We start from the raw sequence: 19,014 nt of genomic DNA, 5'->3' as shown, positions 1-19,014 counted from the left end.
ACCTGGGGCCGGACCCGGCGCGGTGACTCGCGTTCGAGGTGAACGGCCGGGTCGCCGCTGTCCGCATATGGCGACCGGCGACCTCACCCCACCTCTTCCGCGGGAGAATTCTCGTGTCACTCACGCATGTTCACACCCCGGTCGACGCTGCCCTGTCGACGAACCGGGGCCTGATCTATGTCGTTTTCGCGGCCACCGCCTGGGGCACGGCGGGCGCCGCGGCGGCGCTGTTGTACGACGGGAGCGGGCTCGGCCCGCTGTCGCTGACCTTCTGGCGGGCGGCCGGCGGCTTTCTGCTGCTTGCGGCGGTGCGCGCGGTGCGTCCGGCCGCCGCGGTGCGGGTGGTGCGGGCGGAGCCGCGGCGGCGCAAGGCGGTGCGGATCCTGGTCACCGGCGCGGGCCTGACGCTCTTTCAGACCGCGTACTTCTGCGCGGTGAAGTCCACCGGGCTTGCGGTGGCCACGGTGGTGACGCTCGGGTCGGGCCCGGTGCTGATCGCGGTCGTGGCGCGGCTGGCGATGGGGGAGCGGCTCGGGCGCGGCGGTACGGCGGCCGTGGCGGGCGCGCTCGGCGGCCTCGCGGTGCTGGTGCTGGGCGACGGCGGTACGGGCGTACGGCCGCTCGGTGTGCTGCTCGCGGTGCTGTCCGCCACGGGGTACGCGGCGATCACGCTGCTCACCCGGTGGCTGGGGCGCACGGGCTCCGCGGGCGACCCGCTGGACACCTCGCTGTGGTCGTTCGGCATCTGCGCGGTGGCGCTGCTGCCCGCGGCCTGGGCCGAGGGGCTGTTGCCGCAGGCGGCGGGGCTCGGCCGTACGGTGCTGCTGCTCTGCTACCTGGCGTCGGTGCCGACGGCCGCCGCGTACGGACTGTACTTCGCGGGCGCCGCGGTCCTGCGGGCCGCGACCGTCTCGGTGATCGCCCTGATCGAGCCGGTCTCGGCGGCCGTCATCGCCGTGGCACTGCTCGGTGAACATCTCACGGCCGCGACGGTGACGGGCACCGTGATCCTGCTGGCGGCCGTGACCGGTCTCGGTCTCGAGGAGGCCAGGTCCGCGTCGGCGCAGCGGAGGGCGGCGCCCGTGAGGTGAGCCCTCAGGCGCCGGTCCCGGCGTCGGCCGCCGCGGACAGGCGGCGGATCTGATGGGTACGGGCCGCCGCGTCGTGCGGCCCGTCCCGGTCCGCGAGCAGGTCCATGACGCGCCGCCGCATCCGCTCCGGCTTGTTGCCGCCGTACTTGAACTTCGCCCGTACGTCGGTGACGTCGAGGCGGACACCGCGGATGCCGGGCAGCATGCGGCCGAACGGCTCCTGGCCCGGTTCCACGGGCGCGGTGCCGCCTCGGGGCTGGAAGTGGCCGACCTGGCGTCGCAGGAGGTCGGCCTTGAGCTGCGGATCGTCCACGATGTGGGCGGTGCAGTACAGCAGGACGGCGGCGTAGAAGCTGGTCGGTGTGCCGTGTTCCGTAGGGGCGCCCTCGGGTGTGTGCCAGGGGCCGGGGATGAACGTGTAGTCGTCCACGACGCTGAGCGTGACCCGCGGGCTCGCCTCCAGGGCCCGCCAGATCGGGTTCGGGCTGGCGAGGTGCGTGACGGCCTCGCCCAGCCCGGCCGGTCCGGGACCGTCGGCGCCGGCCCGCGGGTCGTAGGCGAAGTGGAGTGGCTGGACGAACGGCGGCTCTCCGTCGAGGCCGTTGACGGTGAGCTGGCCGAAGTCGTGGACGGCCAGCCACTCCTGCCACTCGCTGTCGGAGGTGGGCGCGTCCCAGGGGTGGATCAGCATGCCGCGGCCCTCACTTTCCCGGTCGGCCGGGCAGGTAGCCGGGCAGCGGTATCGACGGGTCGAGGTCGTCCGCCGGGATCGGGGCGCCGTAGGTCCTGGCGACCGGGACCACGCCGGTCCAGTAGGGGAGCGAGATGTCCTCCGGCTCGTCGTTGGGGCCGCCGGTGCGGAGCTTCGCCGAGACCTCCAGCAGGTCGAGCCGGATGACGGCGGTGGCGGCCAGCTCCTTCGCGTCCGCCCGGCGGGAGTCGGCGGCGCGTCCGGGCACGGCCTGCTCGACGATCGCGTCCAGCGCGAGCGACCGCTCGGCCGGGTCGGTCACCTGGTGGGCGATGCCGTGCACCACCACTGAGCGGTAGTTGATCGAGTGGTGGAAGGCGGAGCGGGCCAGCACCAGGCCGTCGACGTGGGTGACGGTGAGGCAGACCGCGAGCCCGTCGTCGGCCCGCGCCCCGCGCAGCGGCCGGGACCCGGTCGAACCGTGCACGTACAGCCGCTCGCCCGACCTGGCGTAGAGCGTCGGCAGCACGACCGGCGCGCCGTCGCGGATGAAGCCGAGGTGGCACACATAGCCCTCGTCCAGGATGCCGTGCACCATCTCCCGGTCGTACGCGGCGCGTTCGCGGCTGCGGGTCGGGACGGTGCGGTCGGTGGGCGGATATCCGACGGGAGGTGCGGAGGCCATGGCGAGATCCTTTGCACTAGTGCATAATAAGGTTTGTGCTAGGAGATTACCGGATCACAGGTCGGGGCGCATCGGATATCGCCGCCAGCGTCGAGAGCGCGGTCGGCACGGGCGCGCTGCATCCCGGTGAGGCGCTGCCGCCGCTGCGGGAACTGGCCCAGGAACTGGACGTCAACCCGAACACCGTGGCCGCCGCCTACCGGCTGCTGCGCGACCGCGGGGTGATCGAGACGGCGGGGCGGCGCGGCAGCCGGGTACGGTCACGGCCCGCCACCGCGCCCCGTGACGAGATCCGGATCGACGTCCCGGCGGGCGTCCGCGACATCGCCTCCGGCAACCCCGACCTCGCGCTGCTGCCGCCGCTCGACGGGGCGCTCGCCGCCGCCGCAGCCCGCCACGCGGAGGCACCCGCGCTCTACGGCGCCGTCCCGGTCGATCCCGAACTGGCGGCGGCGGCCCGCGCCGCGTTCGACGCCGACGGCGTTCCCGGCGGGCCGATCGGCATCACCTCCGGCTCGCTGGACGCCATCGAGCGCGTCCTGGCCGCCCATCTGCGGCCCGGCGACGCCGTGGCCGTCGAGGACCCCGGCTGGGGCAGCACCCTCGACCTCGTACCGGCGATGGGGCTGCGCGCCGTCCCCGTCGGCGTGGACGACGAGGGACCGCTCACCGAGGACGTGGCGCGGGCCGTCCGGGCGGGCGCCCGGGCGCTCGTCGTCACCGACCGGGGACAGAATCCGACCGGCGCGGCCGTCTCGGCCGCCCGCGCCGGCGAGTTGCGCGCCCTGCTCGCCGACCACCGGCAGGTGCTGGTCATCGACGACGACCACGTACACGGACTGGTCGACCTGCCGCTGCACTGCCTGTCCGGGGTCACCGACCACTGGGCGCTGGTCCGCTCCACCGCCAAGGCGTACGGCCCCGACCTGCGGCTCGCGCTCTACACCGGCGACGCCGTGACCGTCGACCGCGTGCGCGGGCGGCACCGCCTCGGCGCCGGATGGGTCAGCCACCTGCTGCAACGGGCCGTCGTCCACCTCTGGGAGTCCGGCGCCGTCGATCCGGTCCGCACCGCGCGGTCCTACGGGGAGCGGCGCGACGGTCTGGTGCGGGCGCTGGCCGAGCGCGGGATCACGGCGCACGGCCGCAGCGGCATGAACGTATGGGTGCCGGTCAGTGACGAGACCGGCGCGGTGGCCGGGCTGCTCCAGCGCGGCTGGGCGGTGGCGCCGGGCGCCCGCTTCCGGCTGGCCTCACCGCCGGGCATCCGGCTGACCGTCTCCGCGCTCGCCCCCGCCGACGTCGTCCCGCTGGCCGACGCCGTCGCCGCCGTACTGCGCCCGGCGGGGCCGGGCGCGGCGTCAGGCGCGGGCCGCTACGGCTGAGCCCTGACGGCCGAAGCGGGTGCGTTCGCCTCGGGCTCGGCCGCGGACCGGGGCTCCGCGGCGGGCAGCGCGTCCTCCGTCCGTATCAGCGTCTGGAGCCGGACCTCGGCCTCCACGGGCACGGCGGCCGGGTCCGGTTCCGGTGCGGGCGCGGCCTTGGGGCGGCGCTGGGTGAGGGCCGCGCCGATCAGGATGACGGCGGCGCCGACCGGCTCGTTCCAGCTCAGCGCCTCGCCGAGCAGCAGGACACCGGCGGCGGTGGCCACGATCGGGATGAGGTAGGTGACCATCGAGCCGATCGTCGGCCCCTTCTCCGCGACCAGGCCGTACTGGATGAGGAAGGCGACCCCGGTGCCGAGCGCGCCCAGCGCCAGCACCGACAGCACCGACTTGAGCGGGTACGCGTCGGGCATCGAGGTGAAGAACGGCGTGACCAGCAGCAGTTGCGCGGTGCCGAGGCTCAACTGGCTCGCGGACATGGCCAGGTGGGAGCTGTCCGTGCCGGACAGGGTGCGGCGCACGTACGCCCAGCCGACCGCGTAGCTGAAGGCCGCGGTGAGCGCCATGATCGTGCCCTTGGGGTCCTGTCCCGAGAAGCCCTGCCAGGCGCCGAGCACGGTCAGCACGCCGATGAAGCCGAGGCCGACTCCCGCGAAGCGCTGCCGCGAGGGCCGGTCCTCCGACAGTGCGACCACGGACACCAGCATCGAGAACAGCGGTGTCGCCGCGTTGCATATCCCCGCCAGCATCGACGGGATGGTCTGCTCGGAGTAGGCGAAGAGCGAGAACGGCAGCGCGTTGAGCAGTACCGCGGCGACCGCCAGGTGCAGCCAGACGCGCGGTCCGCGCGGCAGCCGCTCCCGCTTGACCGAGACGGCCACGGCCAGCACCGCCGTGCCGAAGACCATCCGGCCGAGCGTGACCTGGAGGGGCGCGAACGCCTCGTTGCCCACCTTCATGAACAGGAAGCTGAAGCCCCAGACCAGGCCGAGCGCGGCGAAGCGGATCCGCCAGTCGACGGTCCTGCGCGGTATGCGGCGCGAGGTCCGGCCGGAGCGGGGCGAAGAGGAGGCGGGTGTCGGGGAGACGGGAGCGGAAGCGGCTGTCCTGGGCTCGGCGGGTGCGGTCATGCGACTACGATGGCGCGTTCGACCTCGTAGAACAAGCGAGAATTTGTACACGGACGACGTAGGATTACTAACATGTTGAGTCTGGAGCGCCTGCGCGTCCTGCACGCCATCGACACCTACGGCTCGGTGTCCGCCGCGGCGGACGTGCTGAGTGTGACGACCTCGGCCGTGTCGCAGCAGATGGCGAAGCTGGAGCGGGAGACCGGCCAGTCCCTGCTCACGAAGAACGGCCGCGGGGTACGGCTGACCGACGCGGGACGGCTGCTGTCCGGGCACGCCGACCGGATACTGTCCCTGGTCGAGCTGGCGCACGCCGACCTGGAGGCGCACCGGGGCGCCGCCGTCGGCGAACTGCGGGCCGGCGCCTTCCCCACCGCCGTCCGGGGCCTGTTCCCCGACGCCCTCAACGCGCTGCGGCGCGAGCACCCGCAGCTCAGGACCGTCGTGCACGAGCTGGAGCCGCAGGAGTCGCTGGCCCGGCTGGCCCGCGGCGACATCGACCTCGCGGTCGTCCTCGACTGGTACAACAAGCCGCTGTCGCTGCCCGGCGGCCTCGCCAAGGCGCCCCTCGTCGACGACATCGCCGACATCGCGCTGCCCGTGGGGCACCGGCTGGAGGGCTGCGACCAGATCGAGCTGGACGAACTGATCGACGAGGACTGGATCGCCTGGCCCGACGGCGGCTTCTGCAACGAATGGCTGCTGTTCACCCTGCGCGGCAAGGGCATCGAACCGCGGATCGCGCACCACGCCGAGGAACACGCCACCGTGCTCGCGCTCGTCGCCGCCGGTCTCGGCGTCGCCGTCATGCCCCGCCTCGGCCGCGACCCGATGCCGGGGGGCGTCCGCATCGCCCCCGTCCAGCACACCATGCGCCGCCATGTCTACGCCGTCTGGCGCGAGGACGCGGACCGCCGCCCCGCGATTCGCGTGGCGGTCGAGGCCCTGCGCCGCTCGGCGGGACGCGTGGGCGACTGACCCCGGCGAAGCGGTACGGAGCCCGGCCCGCAGCGGCCTCCGGAATCCGGTCCGACGGCGAGGCTCGCGCCGGCCGGCGGATTCAGGGGCGCCCCGGCTCCGGCCTGGCCGCCGCGGCGGCCATCTTCGTGAAGTCCCACGAGACGACCCGCTCCGGTGTCAGCCGCAGCCACGCGTGCCGTCCGTCGTGCGGCATCGCGGGCAGGCCGAAATTCCGCTCGGAGAAAAGGCGTTCCGGTGTGTCGAGTTCGGGGTGCGGCACGCCGGTACGGGGGGCCTCGCCGACGAAGTCGACCGAGCCGGACAGCTCGACGCCGCGCAGCTCGCCGTAGTCCTCGCCGTCGTCCACGACCACGGCGATCCGCGGGTCGCGCCGCAGGTCGGCCCAACGGCGGCTGCGGACCAGGGAGTAGAGCCAGAGCGAGGTGCCGTCCCAGGCGAACCACAGGGCGCCCGCGTGCGGACGGCCGTCCGGCGAGACGGTCGCGACCCGGCAGGTGCGGTGTCCGGCGAGGAAGACGTCGATCTCCGCCGCGCTCATCATGATCCTGCGGCCCCGACGCTGGGTGGCGGTCATGGCACCTCCGTGCGCATCGCCCATGGCTGACGAGGAGCTGATCCCATGTCAGGTCCTCCGCCGGAATCATCCGGCACCGGACCGCGAGGGTCCAGCCCCCGATCCCTTCCGATCTGACGGACCGTCAATTATGGTGCGCGCCATGACCTCCGCCGACCGCCTCGCCGCGCTGCTGCGGCCCGCGACCACCGCGCTGCTGACCGTCGAGTGCCAGCGCGGTGTGGTCGGGAGCGACAGCGCGCTGCCCGAACTGGCCGCCGCGGCACGCGACTCGGGCGTGCTGGACCGCGTCGGCCGCCTGGTCGCGGGCGCGCACGCCGCGGGCGCCGCCGTCCTGCACGCCGTCGCGATCCGCCGCCCGGACGGGCGCGGCGCCAACCGCAACGCCCGGCTGTTCCGCGCCGCCGACCGGCTGCCGGTCAAGCAGCTCGACGGCACCGACGCCGTACGGCTCACCGAGGAGATCCCGGTCGCCGACACCGATCTGACGGTCACCCGGCTGCACGGCCTCTCGCCGATCGCGGGCACCGACGTCGACGCGCTGCTGCGCAACCTCGGCTGCCGGACCCTGATCGTCACCGGGGTCTCGCTCAACATCGCGGTCCCCAACGCGGTCTTCGACGCCGTCAATCTCGGCTACGACGTGGTGCTGCCCGCCGACGCCGTCGCCGGAGTCCCCGCCGACTACGCGGCGGCCGTCGTCCGGCACAGCCTGTCGCTGGTGGCCACGGTGACGACGACCGACGACATCCTGGCCGCCTGGAAGCGGTGACGCGAGCGCCACAACACCGTTGTCCCGAAGCGCTGTTGGCCGTCTCGGATTCCGGTCGCCGCCCGGCGCCGGACGCGGCACCCACCCGCCGCGCCCGGCACCGCCGCCGACGACGTAAGCCCGTAAGCCCGTAGACCCGTGAGCCCGTGAGCCCGTAAGTCATAGGTCCGGACCGATCAGCTACCGAGCATCACCTGGTCACCCGACACCGTCACGTTCTCCGAAGGCAGCGGCCTCGTCGCCGGGCCGCTGGCGACGCTGCCGTCGGCCACGTGGAACTTGCTGCCGTGGCAAGGGCAGTTGATCGTGCCGTCGGACACGCTGCCGACCTGGCAGCCCGAGTGGGTGCAGGTCGAGGAGAACGCCTTGTACTGCCCGGCGGTCGGCTGGGTGACGACCACCTTCTGGTCGGCGTAGATCTTCCCGCCGCCGACCGGGACGTCCGAGGTCTTGCCGAGCGCGGTGCCGCCGCCACCGGAGGCCGCCGACGAGGTGGGCGCCGTGCCCGCGTCCGACGTGGTGGGGTCCGCGCCCGCCGAGGTCGTCGGCGCCCCGGCGTCCGACGGCGACGCGGAGTCGGAGGCGGCGTTCGACGAGTCGTCCGAGCTGCCGCAGGCGGCCAAGGCCGCGGCGAGTCCCACGCCGCCCGCCGCCGCTACGAAGCCGCGACGCGTGGGAGGCACGGAGAATCGGGGGGTCTCTGCCATGAGGTGCGTCCTGTCCGTTCGTGGGGCCGGGCGGCGGAGGGACACCGCCCGGCAGCGTGGTGTCACGCGTGCCGTCTCATACGGGCGTCCGCTCCGGAACGTTCAACGCCGCACGCAAGAAGTTCACCTGGTGCCTCAGGAGTCCCTCCACCACCGTCTCGTCCGTCGGCGAGTGCGTGACGTTCGACAGCGGCAGCACCTGGTGCGGGCGGTGCGCCGCGAGCAGGGCCGCCGACATCCGCAGCGTGTGCGCCACCACCACGTTGTCGTCCGCCATGCCGTGCACCAGCAGCAGCGGGCGCCGCAGGTCCGCGGCCTCGCCGATCGGCGACGAGCGGTCGTACGCGGCGGGCTCCTCGTCCGGGTGGCCGAGGAAACGCTCCCGCCAGTGCGTGTCGTACAGCCGCTGGTCGCTCGGCGCCGCGCCGCTGACCGCCGCGTGGAAGACCTCGGGCCGGCGGATCACCGCCGCGGTGGCCAGCGTGCCGCCGTACGACCAGCCGCGGATCCCGACCCGCCCGAGGTCGAGGTCGGGGCAGTGCTCGGCCGCCGCGCGCAGCGCCGTGACCTGGTCCTCGATCGGCGCGCTGAGCGAGTCACCGCGCACGGTCTTCTCCCAGGCCGGGCCGCGCGCCGGTGTGCCGCGCCCGTCCGCGACGACCACCGCGAAGCCCTCCTCGGCGAACCACTGCGCCTCGTACATCGACCAGCCCCCGCCGCGCGTCACCAGCCGCATCGCGGGCCCGCCGTAGGAGGCGACCAGCACCGGCAGCGGCCCGCCGCCCGGCTCGTACCAGGACGGCAGCAGCAGCGCCGTACGGATCTCCCGCTCACCGGCCCGCAGCCAGGTCACGCGCGGGGTCAGGACGGGCTCCGCTGCCAGGCAGCCGACCGCGGTCTGCTGACCGCCGTCGCGCAGCAGCGTCGTGCGGTGGCCGCGCTCGGTGCGGGAGTCGAGCAGCAGCGTGCCGCCCGCGCGCAGGCCGGTGTGCACGCCGGGACCGGAGCTGAGCCGTACGGGGCCGCGCTCGCGGTCGTACGACCACAGGTGTTCCTCGGTCGGCTCGTCGCAGGCGGTGAAGAGCACCGACTCGCCCGCCGCGCCGAGGACTTCGCGGACGTGCAGACCGTCCGGCGTCACCGGCTCGCCGCCGACCGTCAGCCGCCGGGACCCGCCGGTGTCCGCGGTGTGCACCAGCGCGCCGGACGCGGTCCTGGCGGGCGTGCCGGGGATCAGTTGCACCCACGCCGGGTCGCGCTGTTCGTGCAGCAGCCGTGTCCCGCCGCTGCCGGGGTCGGCGGCGAGCACCCGTACCGTCCGCTGGTCCCGGCTCTGGACCGCCAGCAGCGGGCCGTGCGCGTCCCAGTCCGCGCTCGTCAGATATTCGTACGCCGCGCGGTCCCAGCGGACCTCGGTGCGCCTCCCGTCCAGGCCCAGCACGTGCAGCGAGACGTCGGCGTTGGCCGTGCCCGCCGTCGGGTAGGGCACCGCGCGCGGCGGCTTGGCGGGATCGGCCGGGTCGGAGATCCACCAGCGTCGGACGCGGGCGGTGTCGACGCGGGCGGTCAGGACCGCGCCGCCGTCGGGTGACCACCAGTGGCCGCGGTACCGGTGCATCTCCTCCGCCGCCACGTGCTCGGCGAGCCCGTACGTCACGTCCGCGGTCTCCGGCGCGGCGAGCAGCAGATCGGCGCCGCCGTCGAGGTCCGCCACCCGCAGCGCGCCCTCCGTCACATACGCCACGCGCCGCCCGGCCGGGTCCGGCCGCGGGTCGACCACGGGCCCGGCGGTGGCGACCGGGCGCGCCGCGCCGCCGTCGGTCCGCACCGTCCACAAGGCGCCGTCCAGCGCGAAGACGACGGTGCGCGCGGCGGCGTCGGTGGCGTACGCGACGATGCCGCCGCTGCGTTCCCTGGTCCGCTCGCGCCTGACCAGCTCCGCCTCCGGCACCTCGCCCGGCGCGGCGCCGAGCGCGTCCGGATCGGCCAGCAGCCGCTCCTCGCCGTCCGCGAGCAGCCACAGACAGCTCGTACGGTCCTCGCCGCCGCGGGTGCGCAGGAAGAGCAGCCTCCCGCCGTCGGGGGAGAGGGTGAAGGAGCGGGGCACGCCGAGCGAGAAGCGCTGGGTGCGGGCGAGTTGGCGGGGCAGGCCGCCGGAAGGGGTACGGAGCGGGGGGCGCGCCGGGTCACGCGCGAGGTCAGGTGCCGGGTTATCGGTGTCCATGAGGGGACTCTGGCCCATTAGCCTGGAGCGATGTTGAGAGAAGTGACGGGCATCCGCTATGTGACGCCGCTGCGCGAGGGCGGCTCGGTGCCCGGTGTCGTCGAGGCCGACGATCTCGGTACGTACGTCGTGAAGTTCACCGGCGCGGCCCAGGGCCGCAAGGCGCTGATCGCCGAGGTGATCGCGGGCGAGCTGGCCAGGCGGCTGGGGCTGCGGGTGCCGGAGCTGGTGCGCTTCCACTTCGATCCGGCCATCGCGCCCGGCGAGCCCGACCAGGAGATCCAGGATCTGCTGAAGGCGAGCGGCGGGCTCAATCTCGGAATGGACTTCCTGCCCGGATCCCTCGGCTTCGATCCACTGGTCTTCCCCGTGGACACCGCGGAGGCGAGCCGCATCGTCTGGTTCGACGCGCTCATCGGCAACGTCGACAGATCGTGGCGGAATCCTAACATGCTGGTCTGGCACCGGGACTTGTGGCTCATCGACCACGGCGCCTCACTGATCTGGCACCACAACTGGCGTACGGCGCGCGCCGCTTCCGACAAGCCGTACAACGCCGCCGACCACGCGCTGTCCCGCTTCTCGCCCGATCCGGCCGCCGCGGCGGCCGAGTTGGGGCCACTCGTCACCGACGCGCTGCTCGCCGAGGTGACCGCGCTGGTCCCCGACGAGTGGCTGACCGACGAGCCGGGGTTCGACTCGCCCGACGACGTACGCCGCGCCTACCGCGAGCTGCTGCTGGCCCGCGCCGGGGACGTACACCTGCGGACCACGCTCGCGCCTCGGCAGGAGGAGAAACAGCCGCCGCCGGAGTGGCTGCGGACCTGGGTCGAGGGGAAGAACGCCCAGTGACCGGCCGGGACGTCTTCGAGTACGCGCTGGTGCGCGTGGTGCCGCGGATCGAGCGCGGCGAGATGATCAACGCGGGCGTGCTGGTGTACTGCCGCGCGCAGGGCTTCGTCGGGGCCCGTGTGCACCTGGACGAGGCCAGGCTGCGCTGCCTGGACGCGGAGGTGGACGTGCTCGGCGTGCGGGTGGCGCTGCGCGGCTACGAGGACATCTGCGAGGGCGGCGAGCGGGCGGGACAGGCGGCGGGAGACGACCCCGGACGCCGTTTCCGCTGGCTCACCGCGCCGCGCAGCACCATCGTGCAGCCGGGCCCGATCCACACCGGTCTCACCGCGGACGCGGGCCGGGAGGCGGACCGGCTGCTGGAGCTGTTGGTGCGCTGAGCCATCTCGCACAGCCGTGCCCTGAGCCACATCGGCCGTGGTGGCGTTGACACAGGGTCACGGCGCTCCTACGGTTTCGGCAACGGGACCTACTAAGCGGTCGCTCATGTGCCAGGCGCGGGCCGGGCACGGACGGCGCCGCACCACAGGGCTGAGGAGATCAGATGTCCACCACCGAGCAGCGCGTCGCGATCGTCACCGGTGCCGCGCGCGGAATCGGCGCCGCCACCGCGGTGCGTCTGGCCGCCGAGGGCCGCGCCGTCGCCGTACTCGACCTCGACGAGAGCGCCTGCAAGGACACCGTCGAGACGATCACCGCGGCGGGCGGCAGGGCCATCGCGGTCGGCGCCGACGTGTCCGACGAGGCGCAGGTCGAGGCGGCCGTCGCCAAGGTGGTCCAGGGGCTGGGCGCGCCGACGATCCTGGTGAACAACGCGGGCGTGCTCCGCGACAATCTGCTGTTCAAGATGAGCGCGTCCGACTGGGACACGGTCATGAACGTGCACCTGCGCGGCGCCTTCCTGATGACCCGCGCCGTCCAGAAGCACATGGTGGACGCCGCGTTCGGCCGCGTCGTCAACCTCTCCTCGTCCTCCGCGCTCGGCAACCGCGGCCAGGTCAACTACTCGGCCGCCAAGGCCGGTCTCCAGGGCTTCACCAAGACCCTCGCCTTCGAACTCGGCAAGTTCGGCGTCACCGCCAACGCCGTCGCGCCCGGCTTCATCGCCACCGACATGACCGCCGCCACCGCCGCGCGCGTCGGCATGGGCTTCGACGACTTCAAGGCCGCCGCCGCCACCCAGATCCCGGTCCAGCGGGTCGGCGTCCCCGACGACGTCGCGAACGCCATCGCCTTCTTCACCGGCGAGCAGGCCGGCTTCGTGTCCGGCCAGGTCCTGTACGTGGCCGGTGGCCCGCTCGACTGACGCGCGCCGCGCCGACCGAGTGACACCCCCACAACCGACAGGCCGGAGGCCCCAGACCATGACCCAGCCCCCCGACAGCGGGCGTGTCGCCCTCGTCACCGGCGCCAGCCGGGGCATCGGCTACGGCATCGCCGAAGCCCTCGTCGCCCGCGGCGACCGGGTGTGCATCACCGGGCGCAACGAGGACGCGCTCAAGGAAGCCGTCGAGAAGCTCGGCGCCGACCGCGCCATCGGCGTCGCGGGCAAGGCCCACGACGAGGCGCACCAGGCCGTCGCCGTGGAACGCACCATGGAGGCGTTCGGCCGCGTCGACTACCTCGCCAACAACGCGGGCACCAACCCGGTCTACGGGCTGCTCGCCGACCTCGACCTCGGCGTCGCCCGCAAGGTGTACGAGACCAACGTCATCTCCGCGCTCGGCTTCGCCCAGCAGACGTGGAAGGCGTGGCAGAAGGAGAACGGCGGCGCGATCGTCAACGTCGCCTCCGTCGCGGGCCTCGCCCCCTCGCCGCTCATCGGCGCCTACGGCATCAGCAAGGCCGCGATGATCAACCTCACGGTGCAGCTCGCCGCGGAGATGGCGCCCGGCGTCCGGGTCAACTCGGTCGCGCCCGCCGTGGTGAAGACGAAATTCGCCGCCGCGCTGTACGAGGGCCGGGAGGCGGAGGTCGCGGCCGCGTACCCGCTCAAGCGGCTCGGTCTGCCCGAGGACATCGGCGGCGCCGCCGCCTTCCTGCTCTCCGACCAGGCGAGCTGGATCACCGGGCAGAATCTCGTCCTCGACGGCGGGCTGTTCCTCCAGGCGGGGGTCGCGTAGCGGCGGCCGTCCGAGGGGTCCGCGAGCCGGCCCGTACGAACGCGGCCCGGACGCGCGTGCTTGCCTTCGTCCGTACTCCAACGTGCACAGTCCTCGTGTGGGTGACCGCGACGGTCGCCCGCCGAGGACTTCCCACGTTACGGATTACGGAGACCGCACATGCGTTACCGCACACTCGCAGGAGGCGCGGGGCCCGAGGTCAGCGCCCTGTGCCTGGGCATCCTGCCGTTCGGCACGACCGTGGACGAAGCCACGTCCTTCGCGATCCTGGACCGCTTCGCCGAGGCGGGCGGCACCTACGTCGACACCGCCAACAACTACTCGGTCTGGGCCCCCGGCGGCACCGGCGACGAGAGCGAACTGCTGCTCGGCCGCTGGCTGCACAGCCGCGGCGCCCGGGACCGTACCGTCGTCGCCACCAAGGTCGGGGCCCGGCCGCCCGTCGGATCGACCGCCGTCTGGCCCGACGCCTGGGAAGGGCTGTCGGCCAAGGCGATCGAGGCCGGGATCGAGGGCAGCCTGCGGCGGCTGGGCACCGACCACGTCGACGTGTACTACGCGCACGTCGAGGACCGCGACGTGCCGATGGCCGAGACCGTCCAGGCATTCGCGGACGTCGTGCGCGGCGGCAGCACCCGCGTCCTGGGATGCAGCAACCACGCCGCCTGGCGCGTCGGCGCGGCCCGGCAGTACGCCGCCGACCACGGGCTGCCCGGCTACACGTGCGTGCAGCAGCGCTACACCTACCTGTGGCCCGTGCCGGGCGGCGAGTGGGGCGCGCAGTGGTACGCCCGCGACGACATGCAGGACCTGGTCGCCTCGAACGACGACATGACGCTGATGGCGTACGGGCCGTTGATGAGCGGCGCCTACACCCGCGCCGACAAGGAACTGCTCGCGCAGTACGACCACCCTCTGTCGCACCGCAGGCTCGAAGTACTGCGGGAGGTCGCGGCCGAGGCGGGCGCGACGCCCAACCAGGTCGTCCTGGCCTGGCAGATGGGCGGCGCGCTGCCGGTGGTTCCCGTGGTCGGGGTGAGCAGCCTCGCGCAGCTCGAAGAGGCACTGGGCGCCGTGGAGTTGGACCTCGACCCGGAGCTGCGGGCCCGGCTGGACGCCGTCTGAGCGCGGCGGGCGGGTGAGGCCGCCGACGCCGATCGGCGAGCTGATCGGCGAGCCGGCCGGTGAGTTGGCCGGGGGTGCGGGGATGTCAGTGGGTGGCGGTACGTTCTGGGGCAGTAGCAAACGGATCGATTGCCGGAGGTTCCTGACGTGCCCAGCATGCTGCCCGACTCCTGGGAGACCGTTCTCGGCGAGGAGTTGGACAAGCCGTACTTCCAGCAACTCACCGAATTCGTCGAGGCCGAGCGGGAGGAGCACCGGATCTTCCCGCCGCGCGACGAGGTCTTCGCGGCGCTGGAGGCGACGCCGTTCGACCGCGTCAAGGTGCTGATCCTCGGTCAGGACCCGTACCACGGCGCGGGACAGGGGCACGGGTTGTGCTTCTCGGTGCGGCCCGGCGTGAAGACGCCGCCCTCGCTGCGGAACATCTTCAAGGAGATGAAGGAGGAGCTGGGCCACCCCATTCCGGACAACGGCTATCTGATGCCGTGGGCCGATCAGGGTGTCCTGCTGCTCAACGCGGTGCTGACGGTCCGCGAGGGCGAGGCCAACTCGCACAAGGGCAAGGGCTGGGAGAAGTTCACCGACGCGGTCATCAAGGCCGTGGCGGCCCGCCCCGACCCGGCCGTCTTCGTCCTGTGGGGGAACTACGCGAAGAAGAAGCTGCCGCTGATCGACACCGAGCGGCACGCCGTCGTCCAGGGCGCGCACCCCTCGCCGCTGTCGGCGAAGCTCTTCATGGGCAGCCGCCCCTTCACCCAGATCGACAAGGCCGTCGCCGACCAGGGGCACACCCCGATCGACTGGCGCATCCCCGATCTCGGGGCGTCCGCGAGTTAGCTTCGTGGGTGAGGCGAGGAGGCTCGGGTGGAGCGACGGGACGAGCCGGTTGGACCGGACGCGATCATGACCAGGATCGGACAGGTCGTGATGCTGCTGCACGCCGGGGACCGGGAGGAGGCCAGAACCCGGTTCGGCGCGCTGTGGGACGAGATCGGGGAGCGGGGCGACCCCCTGCACCGCTGCACGCTGGCGCACTACATGGCCGACACGCAGGACGACCCCGAGGACGAACTGGCCTGGGACCTGCGGGCGTTGCGGGCCGCCGACGCCGTCACGGCGCGCGGCGGCACCGAGCCCCGCGGGGGCCCCGACAGCCCCGGCGGCCCTGACAGCCCCGGTCGCTCCACCGGCGCCGCGCAGATCCGCGGCTTCTACCCCTCGCTCCACCTCAATCTCGCCGCCTCCTACGCGAAGGTGGACGAGGACCGGCTGGCCCGCAGCCACCTCGGCCTGGCCCGCAAGGCGTGCGACGCGCTCGCCGACGACGCGTACGGGGACGGGGTGCGGGCCGCCGTGGCCCGGATGGAGTTGCGGCTGCTGGGCTCCGACCAGCTTCCGTAGCCGTGAGCCGTGAGCCGTGAGCCGTGAGCCGTGAGCCGTGAGCCGTGAGCCGTGAGCCGTCAGGGGGCAGGGGTCAGCGGTCCCCCGTCACCCTTCGGCCGTCAGCCGTCAGCCGTCAGCCGACGCGAGCCGTGCCGCCCGTCCGGTCCGGCTCACCGGCCGTAGGACTGACGGCAGATCCGGGCCGCGTCCCCGTCCTTCGCCCAGCCGCCGTAGGTCTCGCCCAGCGCGCAGACGTCGGCGGCGCCGTGCAGCGCCGCTGCCGGTCCGCGCGGGAGGGACGTCGGCGGCGGCACCGAGCGGGAGCGCGGCACCGGCCGGTGCCGCGGCTCAGGGCCAGGCCGCGGCCCTGAACCCGCGGAGTACGGGCCCGCGCCCGGTCGGCCGCCCGGCCCAACGGCACCGCGCTCCGGCTCGGGCGAGGGCGTCCTGGAAGGGGCCGGATCCGGCTCGGCCGTCTCCAGCAGCACATGGTCGGGCCGCGGCACCAGCGGCCCGCCGTCCGGCGCCGCCACCCGCGGCGCGGCCCTGCCGGGCACGGGAGCGGGGACGGGGACGGGGGCCGGGGGAGCGGAGACGGTGGTGCACCCGGCCGCGGCGGAGGCCGCCACCAGGAACACGACCACGGGTAGGCGGCGCATTCCGACAACTGTGCCGAAACATGGCGGAGCCGGGTATGCCCCGCAGGGGTGAGCGGCCGGGCGGGGCGTACCGCGCGCTCACCCGTCCGGGGCCGGTCCGCCGCGGGGCCGCGCCGTACGCCCGCTGCCCGAAGGCCCCGGAAGCGTTCCCGAACCGTCCCCGTATGCTGCGGGGACACCGCGAGAAGGAACGACAGGAGCAGCGCATGGCATCCGGCAGCGCCCCACGGAAGATCGGCGTGATCGGGCTCGGTGACATCGCGCAGAAGGCGTATCTGCCGGTCCTCGCCTCGCAGCCGGACCTCGAACTGCACCTCCAGACCCGCACCCCGGCGACCCTCGACCGGATCGGCGACGCCTACCGGCTGCCGCACCGCCACACCTCACTGGACACGCTGCTCGACCAGGGCCTCGACGCCGCCTTCGTGCACGCGCCCACCGACCTCCACGTCGAGATCGCCGGACGGCTGATCGAAGCGGGCGTCCCCGTCTACGTCGACAAGCCGCTCGCCCGCGATCTGGACGGCGCACGGCAACTGGTGGCCCTCGCCGAGGAGCGCGGCGTCCCGCTCATGGCGGGCTTCAACCGCCGTTACGCGCCCGCCTACGCGCAGTGTCTCGACCACCCGCGCGACCTGATCCTCATGCAGAAGAACCGCGTCGGCCTCCCCGAAGAGGCCCGCGGGATGATCTTCGACGACTTCATCCACGTCGTCGACACCTTGCGCTTCCTGGCCCCCGGCACCGTCCGGGACGTCCACGTCTCCGCCAAGGTCCGTGCCGGCCTCGTCCACCACATCGTGCTGCACCTGTCGGGTGACGGTTTCACCGCGATCGGCTCCATGAACCGGATGAGCGGGTCCACCGAGGAGAGCCTGGACGTCAGCGGTGACGACACCCGCCGTCAGGTGCTGAATCTCGCCGAGGTCATCGACCACAAGGGCCAGCCGACGGTACGCCGCCGGGGCGACTGGGTGCCGGTGGCCCGGCAGCGCGGCATCGAGCAGATCACCCTGGCCTTCCTCGACGCCGTCCGCGCGGGCAAGCACCTCGACGCCCAGGACGCGCTGCGCACCCACGAGCTGTGCGAGCGGGTCGTCACCGAGGTCCGGGAGCTGACCGCCTGACCAGCACCACGCGCCGGATCTCGTAGGCGGCGGCCAGCACGACCAGCAGCAGCGCCAGACGCGGCACCCAGTCGCCGAACCGGTCGTACGGGCTGCGGCCGGTGGCCAGCGGCACCGCGTAGACCCGCGCCGTACTGCTGCTCTCGCTGATCCGCTGCCCGACCGGGTGGCCGTTCGCGTCGTAGACGGCGCTGATCCCGGTCAGGGTCGCGTGCACCATCGGCCGCCAGCTCTCCGCTGCCCGCAGTGCCGCGAGCGAGGCGTGCTGCGCGGGCGCCCACGACCCCTGGAACGACGACGTGGACGACTGCGCCACCAGCACCTGGGCGCCCTTGTCCGCGAGATTGCGGCTCATGTCGGCGAAGGCGGACTCGAAGCAGATCAGCGGCCCGATCCGTACCGTTCCGGTGTCCATCACGACCTGGTGGTCGCCGCGCTGCCGGTCCTCACCCGCGGCCTTGCCGACCGAGGTGGCCCAGCCGAGCAGCGACCGGAAGGGGATGTACTCGCCGAACGGCACCAGCCGCATCTTGTCGTACGTGGGTCCGGTGACGCCGTCCGGGCCGATCAGCACCGACGTCTTGGAGATGCCGGTGCCGTCCGCGCGCTCCGCGTCCACATTGACCAGGATGTCGGCGCCGACCTGCTGGGAGAGGGCCGCCAGCTCCTCCGCCAGCTGGGGCCGGGAGGTGAGGTCGAAGCCGACGCTGCTCTCGCCCCAGACCACGAGATCCGGGTGGCTGCCCACCAGGCCGCGGGTGAGCGCCACCTGCCGGTCGATCCGGGCCTCGGGGCCCACGACGATGCCCGGCTGGACGACCGCGACCCGCACGGCGCCGGACTGCTGCGGGTGCGGCGCCCACAGCCACACCATGCCGGTCAGCACGGCGGCCGTGGCCAGCGCGGTCGCCGCGGGCCTGCGGACGGCGGGCACCGCGACGAGCGCGGTCAGCGCGGTGTTGACGAGCACCACCAGGAGGCTGACCAGCCACACCCCGCCGACGGAGGCCAGCCGCAGCGCGGGCCGCACCTGCCACTGGCTGGCGCCCAGCAGTCCCCAGGGGCCGCCGAGATACTGCCAGGAGCGCACCAGCTCCACCATCAGCCAGCCGCACGGCACCAGCACCATCGCCGCCGCGGCCCGCCGCGACCCGGTGCCCTCGCCGAGCAGCCTGCGCACCAGCCAGCCCCACGGCGCCCACAGCGCGCCCAGCAGCAGGGCGAGCACGACGATGAACACGTTCAGACTCGCGAAGAGCCAGTGGTGCACCGCCAGCATGAAGCCCGCGCCGCCCAGCCAGCCGTCCAGCGCCGCCCGCCGCGCACTGCCCGCGGAGCGCACCAGCAGCATCCACGGCACTAGCGCCACGTACGCCAGCCACCACAGCGACGGCGCGGGGAAGGCGAGCGCCGGGAGCGCCCCGGCGGCGGCGGCGCCCAGCCCGCGCGCCCACGGCGAGGACAGCCGTGACCGCTGCTCCTGGGCCGTCACCGTCATGCGTGCT

The 19,014-nt window shown here is 73.7% G+C and carries 20 protein-coding genes; 12 read left to right on the top strand and 8 right to left on the bottom strand.

The features are described from left to right. Positions 1–113: 113 nt before the first annotated feature. Entirely contained in the window at positions 114–1,091 is a 978-nt protein-coding gene (locus ABZX65_RS06945) for an EamA family transporter (RefSeq protein WP_355335682.1), read from the top strand. Between the two features lie 4 nt (positions 1,092–1,095). On the opposite strand, the gene ABZX65_RS06940 is transcribed toward ABZX65_RS06945, so the two are convergent. Both ABZX65_RS06940 and ABZX65_RS06935 read right to left on the bottom strand, forming a co-directional pair. Then, positions 1,096–1,782 carry an FMN-binding negative transcriptional regulator gene (locus ABZX65_RS06940; RefSeq protein ID WP_355335680.1) on the bottom strand — a complete coding sequence of 229 codons (687 nt, stop codon included), beginning with the start codon at positions 1,780–1,782 and terminating at the stop codon, positions 1,096–1,098. A 10-nt stretch (positions 1,783–1,792) separates the two neighbouring features. After that, positions 1,793–2,467 (bottom strand): pyridoxamine 5'-phosphate oxidase family protein, encoded by a 675-nt coding sequence (locus ABZX65_RS06935; protein WP_355335677.1) that lies wholly within the window; start codon positions 2,465–2,467, stop codon positions 1,793–1,795. Between the two features lie 35 nt (positions 2,468–2,502). Here ABZX65_RS06935 and ABZX65_RS06930 point away from each other — a divergent pair, with 35 nt between their 5' ends. Beyond that, on the top strand, positions 2,503–3,852 hold the full coding sequence (locus tag ABZX65_RS06930; RefSeq protein ID WP_355335675.1) for an aminotransferase class I/II-fold pyridoxal phosphate-dependent enzyme: 1,350 nt from the start codon (positions 2,503–2,505) through the stop codon (positions 3,850–3,852). Here the strand turns inward: ABZX65_RS06930 and ABZX65_RS06925 are convergent. Next, entirely contained in the window at positions 3,843–4,982 is a 1,140-nt protein-coding gene (locus ABZX65_RS06925; RefSeq protein WP_355335672.1) for a DMT family transporter, read from the bottom strand. The two genes, ABZX65_RS06930 and ABZX65_RS06925, sit on opposite strands and share 10 nt — an antisense overlap. A gap of 72 nt (positions 4,983–5,054) precedes the next feature. On the opposite strand from ABZX65_RS06925, the gene ABZX65_RS06920 reads away from it, so the two are divergent. Further along, positions 5,055–5,960, top strand: coding sequence for a LysR family transcriptional regulator (locus tag ABZX65_RS06920; RefSeq protein WP_355335669.1), 906 nt, complete (start codon positions 5,055–5,057; stop codon positions 5,958–5,960). Positions 5,961–6,042: 82 nt separating this feature from the next. Here ABZX65_RS06920 and ABZX65_RS06915 read toward each other — a convergent pair whose 3' ends face one another. After that, positions 6,043–6,537, bottom strand: a complete 495-nt coding sequence (locus ABZX65_RS06915; RefSeq protein WP_355335666.1) for a pyridoxamine 5'-phosphate oxidase family protein — start codon at positions 6,535–6,537, stop codon at positions 6,043–6,045. 142 nt (positions 6,538–6,679) lie between these two features. On the opposite strand from ABZX65_RS06915, the gene ABZX65_RS06910 reads away from it, so the two are divergent. Further along, a complete protein-coding gene (locus ABZX65_RS06910; protein WP_355335663.1) occupies positions 6,680–7,309 on the top strand; it encodes an isochorismatase family protein in 630 nt (209 codons plus the stop codon). Positions 7,310–7,485: 176 nt separating this feature from the next. Here ABZX65_RS06910 and ABZX65_RS06905 read toward each other — a convergent pair whose 3' ends face one another. Beyond that, positions 7,486–8,016: a Rieske (2Fe-2S) protein gene (locus ABZX65_RS06905; RefSeq protein WP_355335660.1), complete on the bottom strand. Its 531-nt coding sequence runs from the start codon at positions 8,014–8,016 to the stop codon at positions 7,486–7,488. 76 nt (positions 8,017–8,092) lie between these two features. Further along, positions 8,093–10,240 carry a prolyl oligopeptidase family serine peptidase gene (locus ABZX65_RS06900; RefSeq protein WP_355335657.1) on the bottom strand — a complete coding sequence of 716 codons (2,148 nt, stop codon included), beginning with the start codon at positions 10,238–10,240 and terminating at the stop codon, positions 8,093–8,095. A 30-nt stretch (positions 10,241–10,270) separates the two neighbouring features. Between ABZX65_RS06900 and ABZX65_RS06895 the strand changes: the two genes are divergently transcribed. The 7 genes from ABZX65_RS06895 (at position 10,271) to ABZX65_RS06865 (ending at position 15,741) form a co-directional block, all read left to right on the top strand. Then, positions 10,271–11,092 (top strand): HipA family kinase, encoded by an 822-nt coding sequence (locus tag ABZX65_RS06895; protein ID WP_355335654.1) that lies wholly within the window; start codon positions 10,271–10,273, stop codon positions 11,090–11,092. Next, positions 11,089–11,472, top strand: coding sequence for a DUF3037 domain-containing protein (locus tag ABZX65_RS06890; protein ID WP_355335651.1), 384 nt, complete (start codon positions 11,089–11,091; stop codon positions 11,470–11,472). Before ABZX65_RS06895 ends, ABZX65_RS06890 begins: the two co-directional genes overlap by 4 nt. Before the next feature lie 164 nt (positions 11,473–11,636). Beyond that, a complete protein-coding gene (gene fabG, locus ABZX65_RS06885; protein WP_355335648.1) occupies positions 11,637–12,398 on the top strand; it encodes a 3-oxoacyl-ACP reductase FabG in 762 nt (253 codons plus the stop codon). Between the two features lie 58 nt (positions 12,399–12,456). Further along, positions 12,457–13,215, top strand: coding sequence for an SDR family oxidoreductase (locus ABZX65_RS06880; protein WP_355335646.1), 759 nt, complete (start codon positions 12,457–12,459; stop codon positions 13,213–13,215). Between the two features lie 159 nt (positions 13,216–13,374). Next, a complete protein-coding gene (locus ABZX65_RS06875; RefSeq protein ID WP_355335643.1) occupies positions 13,375–14,340 on the top strand; it encodes an aldo/keto reductase in 966 nt (321 codons plus the stop codon). 156 nt (positions 14,341–14,496) lie between these two features. Further along, entirely contained in the window at positions 14,497–15,177 is a 681-nt protein-coding gene (ung, locus tag ABZX65_RS06870) for a uracil-DNA glycosylase (RefSeq protein WP_355335794.1), read from the top strand. Positions 15,178–15,243: 66 nt separating this feature from the next. Then, complete coding sequence (locus ABZX65_RS06865) at positions 15,244–15,741, top strand: hypothetical protein (RefSeq protein ID WP_355335640.1); 498 nt, start codon at positions 15,244–15,246, stop codon at positions 15,739–15,741. A 152-nt stretch (positions 15,742–15,893) separates the two neighbouring features. On the opposite strand, the gene ABZX65_RS06860 is transcribed toward ABZX65_RS06865, so the two are convergent. Then, positions 15,894–16,382, bottom strand: coding sequence for a hypothetical protein (locus ABZX65_RS06860; protein ID WP_355335637.1), 489 nt, complete (start codon positions 16,380–16,382; stop codon positions 15,894–15,896). A 206-nt stretch (positions 16,383–16,588) separates the two neighbouring features. Here ABZX65_RS06860 and ABZX65_RS06855 point away from each other — a divergent pair, with 206 nt between their 5' ends. Beyond that, positions 16,589–17,509, top strand: a complete 921-nt coding sequence (locus ABZX65_RS06855; RefSeq protein ID WP_355335634.1) for a Gfo/Idh/MocA family oxidoreductase — start codon at positions 16,589–16,591, stop codon at positions 17,507–17,509. On the opposite strand, the gene lnt is transcribed toward ABZX65_RS06855, so the two are convergent. Then, on the bottom strand, positions 17,481–19,007 hold the full coding sequence (gene lnt / locus ABZX65_RS06850; protein ID WP_355335632.1) for an apolipoprotein N-acyltransferase: 1,527 nt from the start codon (positions 19,005–19,007) through the stop codon (positions 17,481–17,483). The two genes, ABZX65_RS06855 and lnt, sit on opposite strands and share 29 nt — an antisense overlap. Between the last annotated feature and the right edge of the window lie 7 nt (positions 19,008–19,014).

The sequence above is a fragment of the Streptomyces sp. NPDC003300 genome, from assembly GCF_040610915.1.
In the GTDB taxonomy this organism is placed as follows: Bacteria; Actinomycetota; Actinomycetes; order Streptomycetales; family Streptomycetaceae; genus Actinacidiphila.
This window is presented reverse-complemented; position numbering and strand designations above follow the sequence as displayed.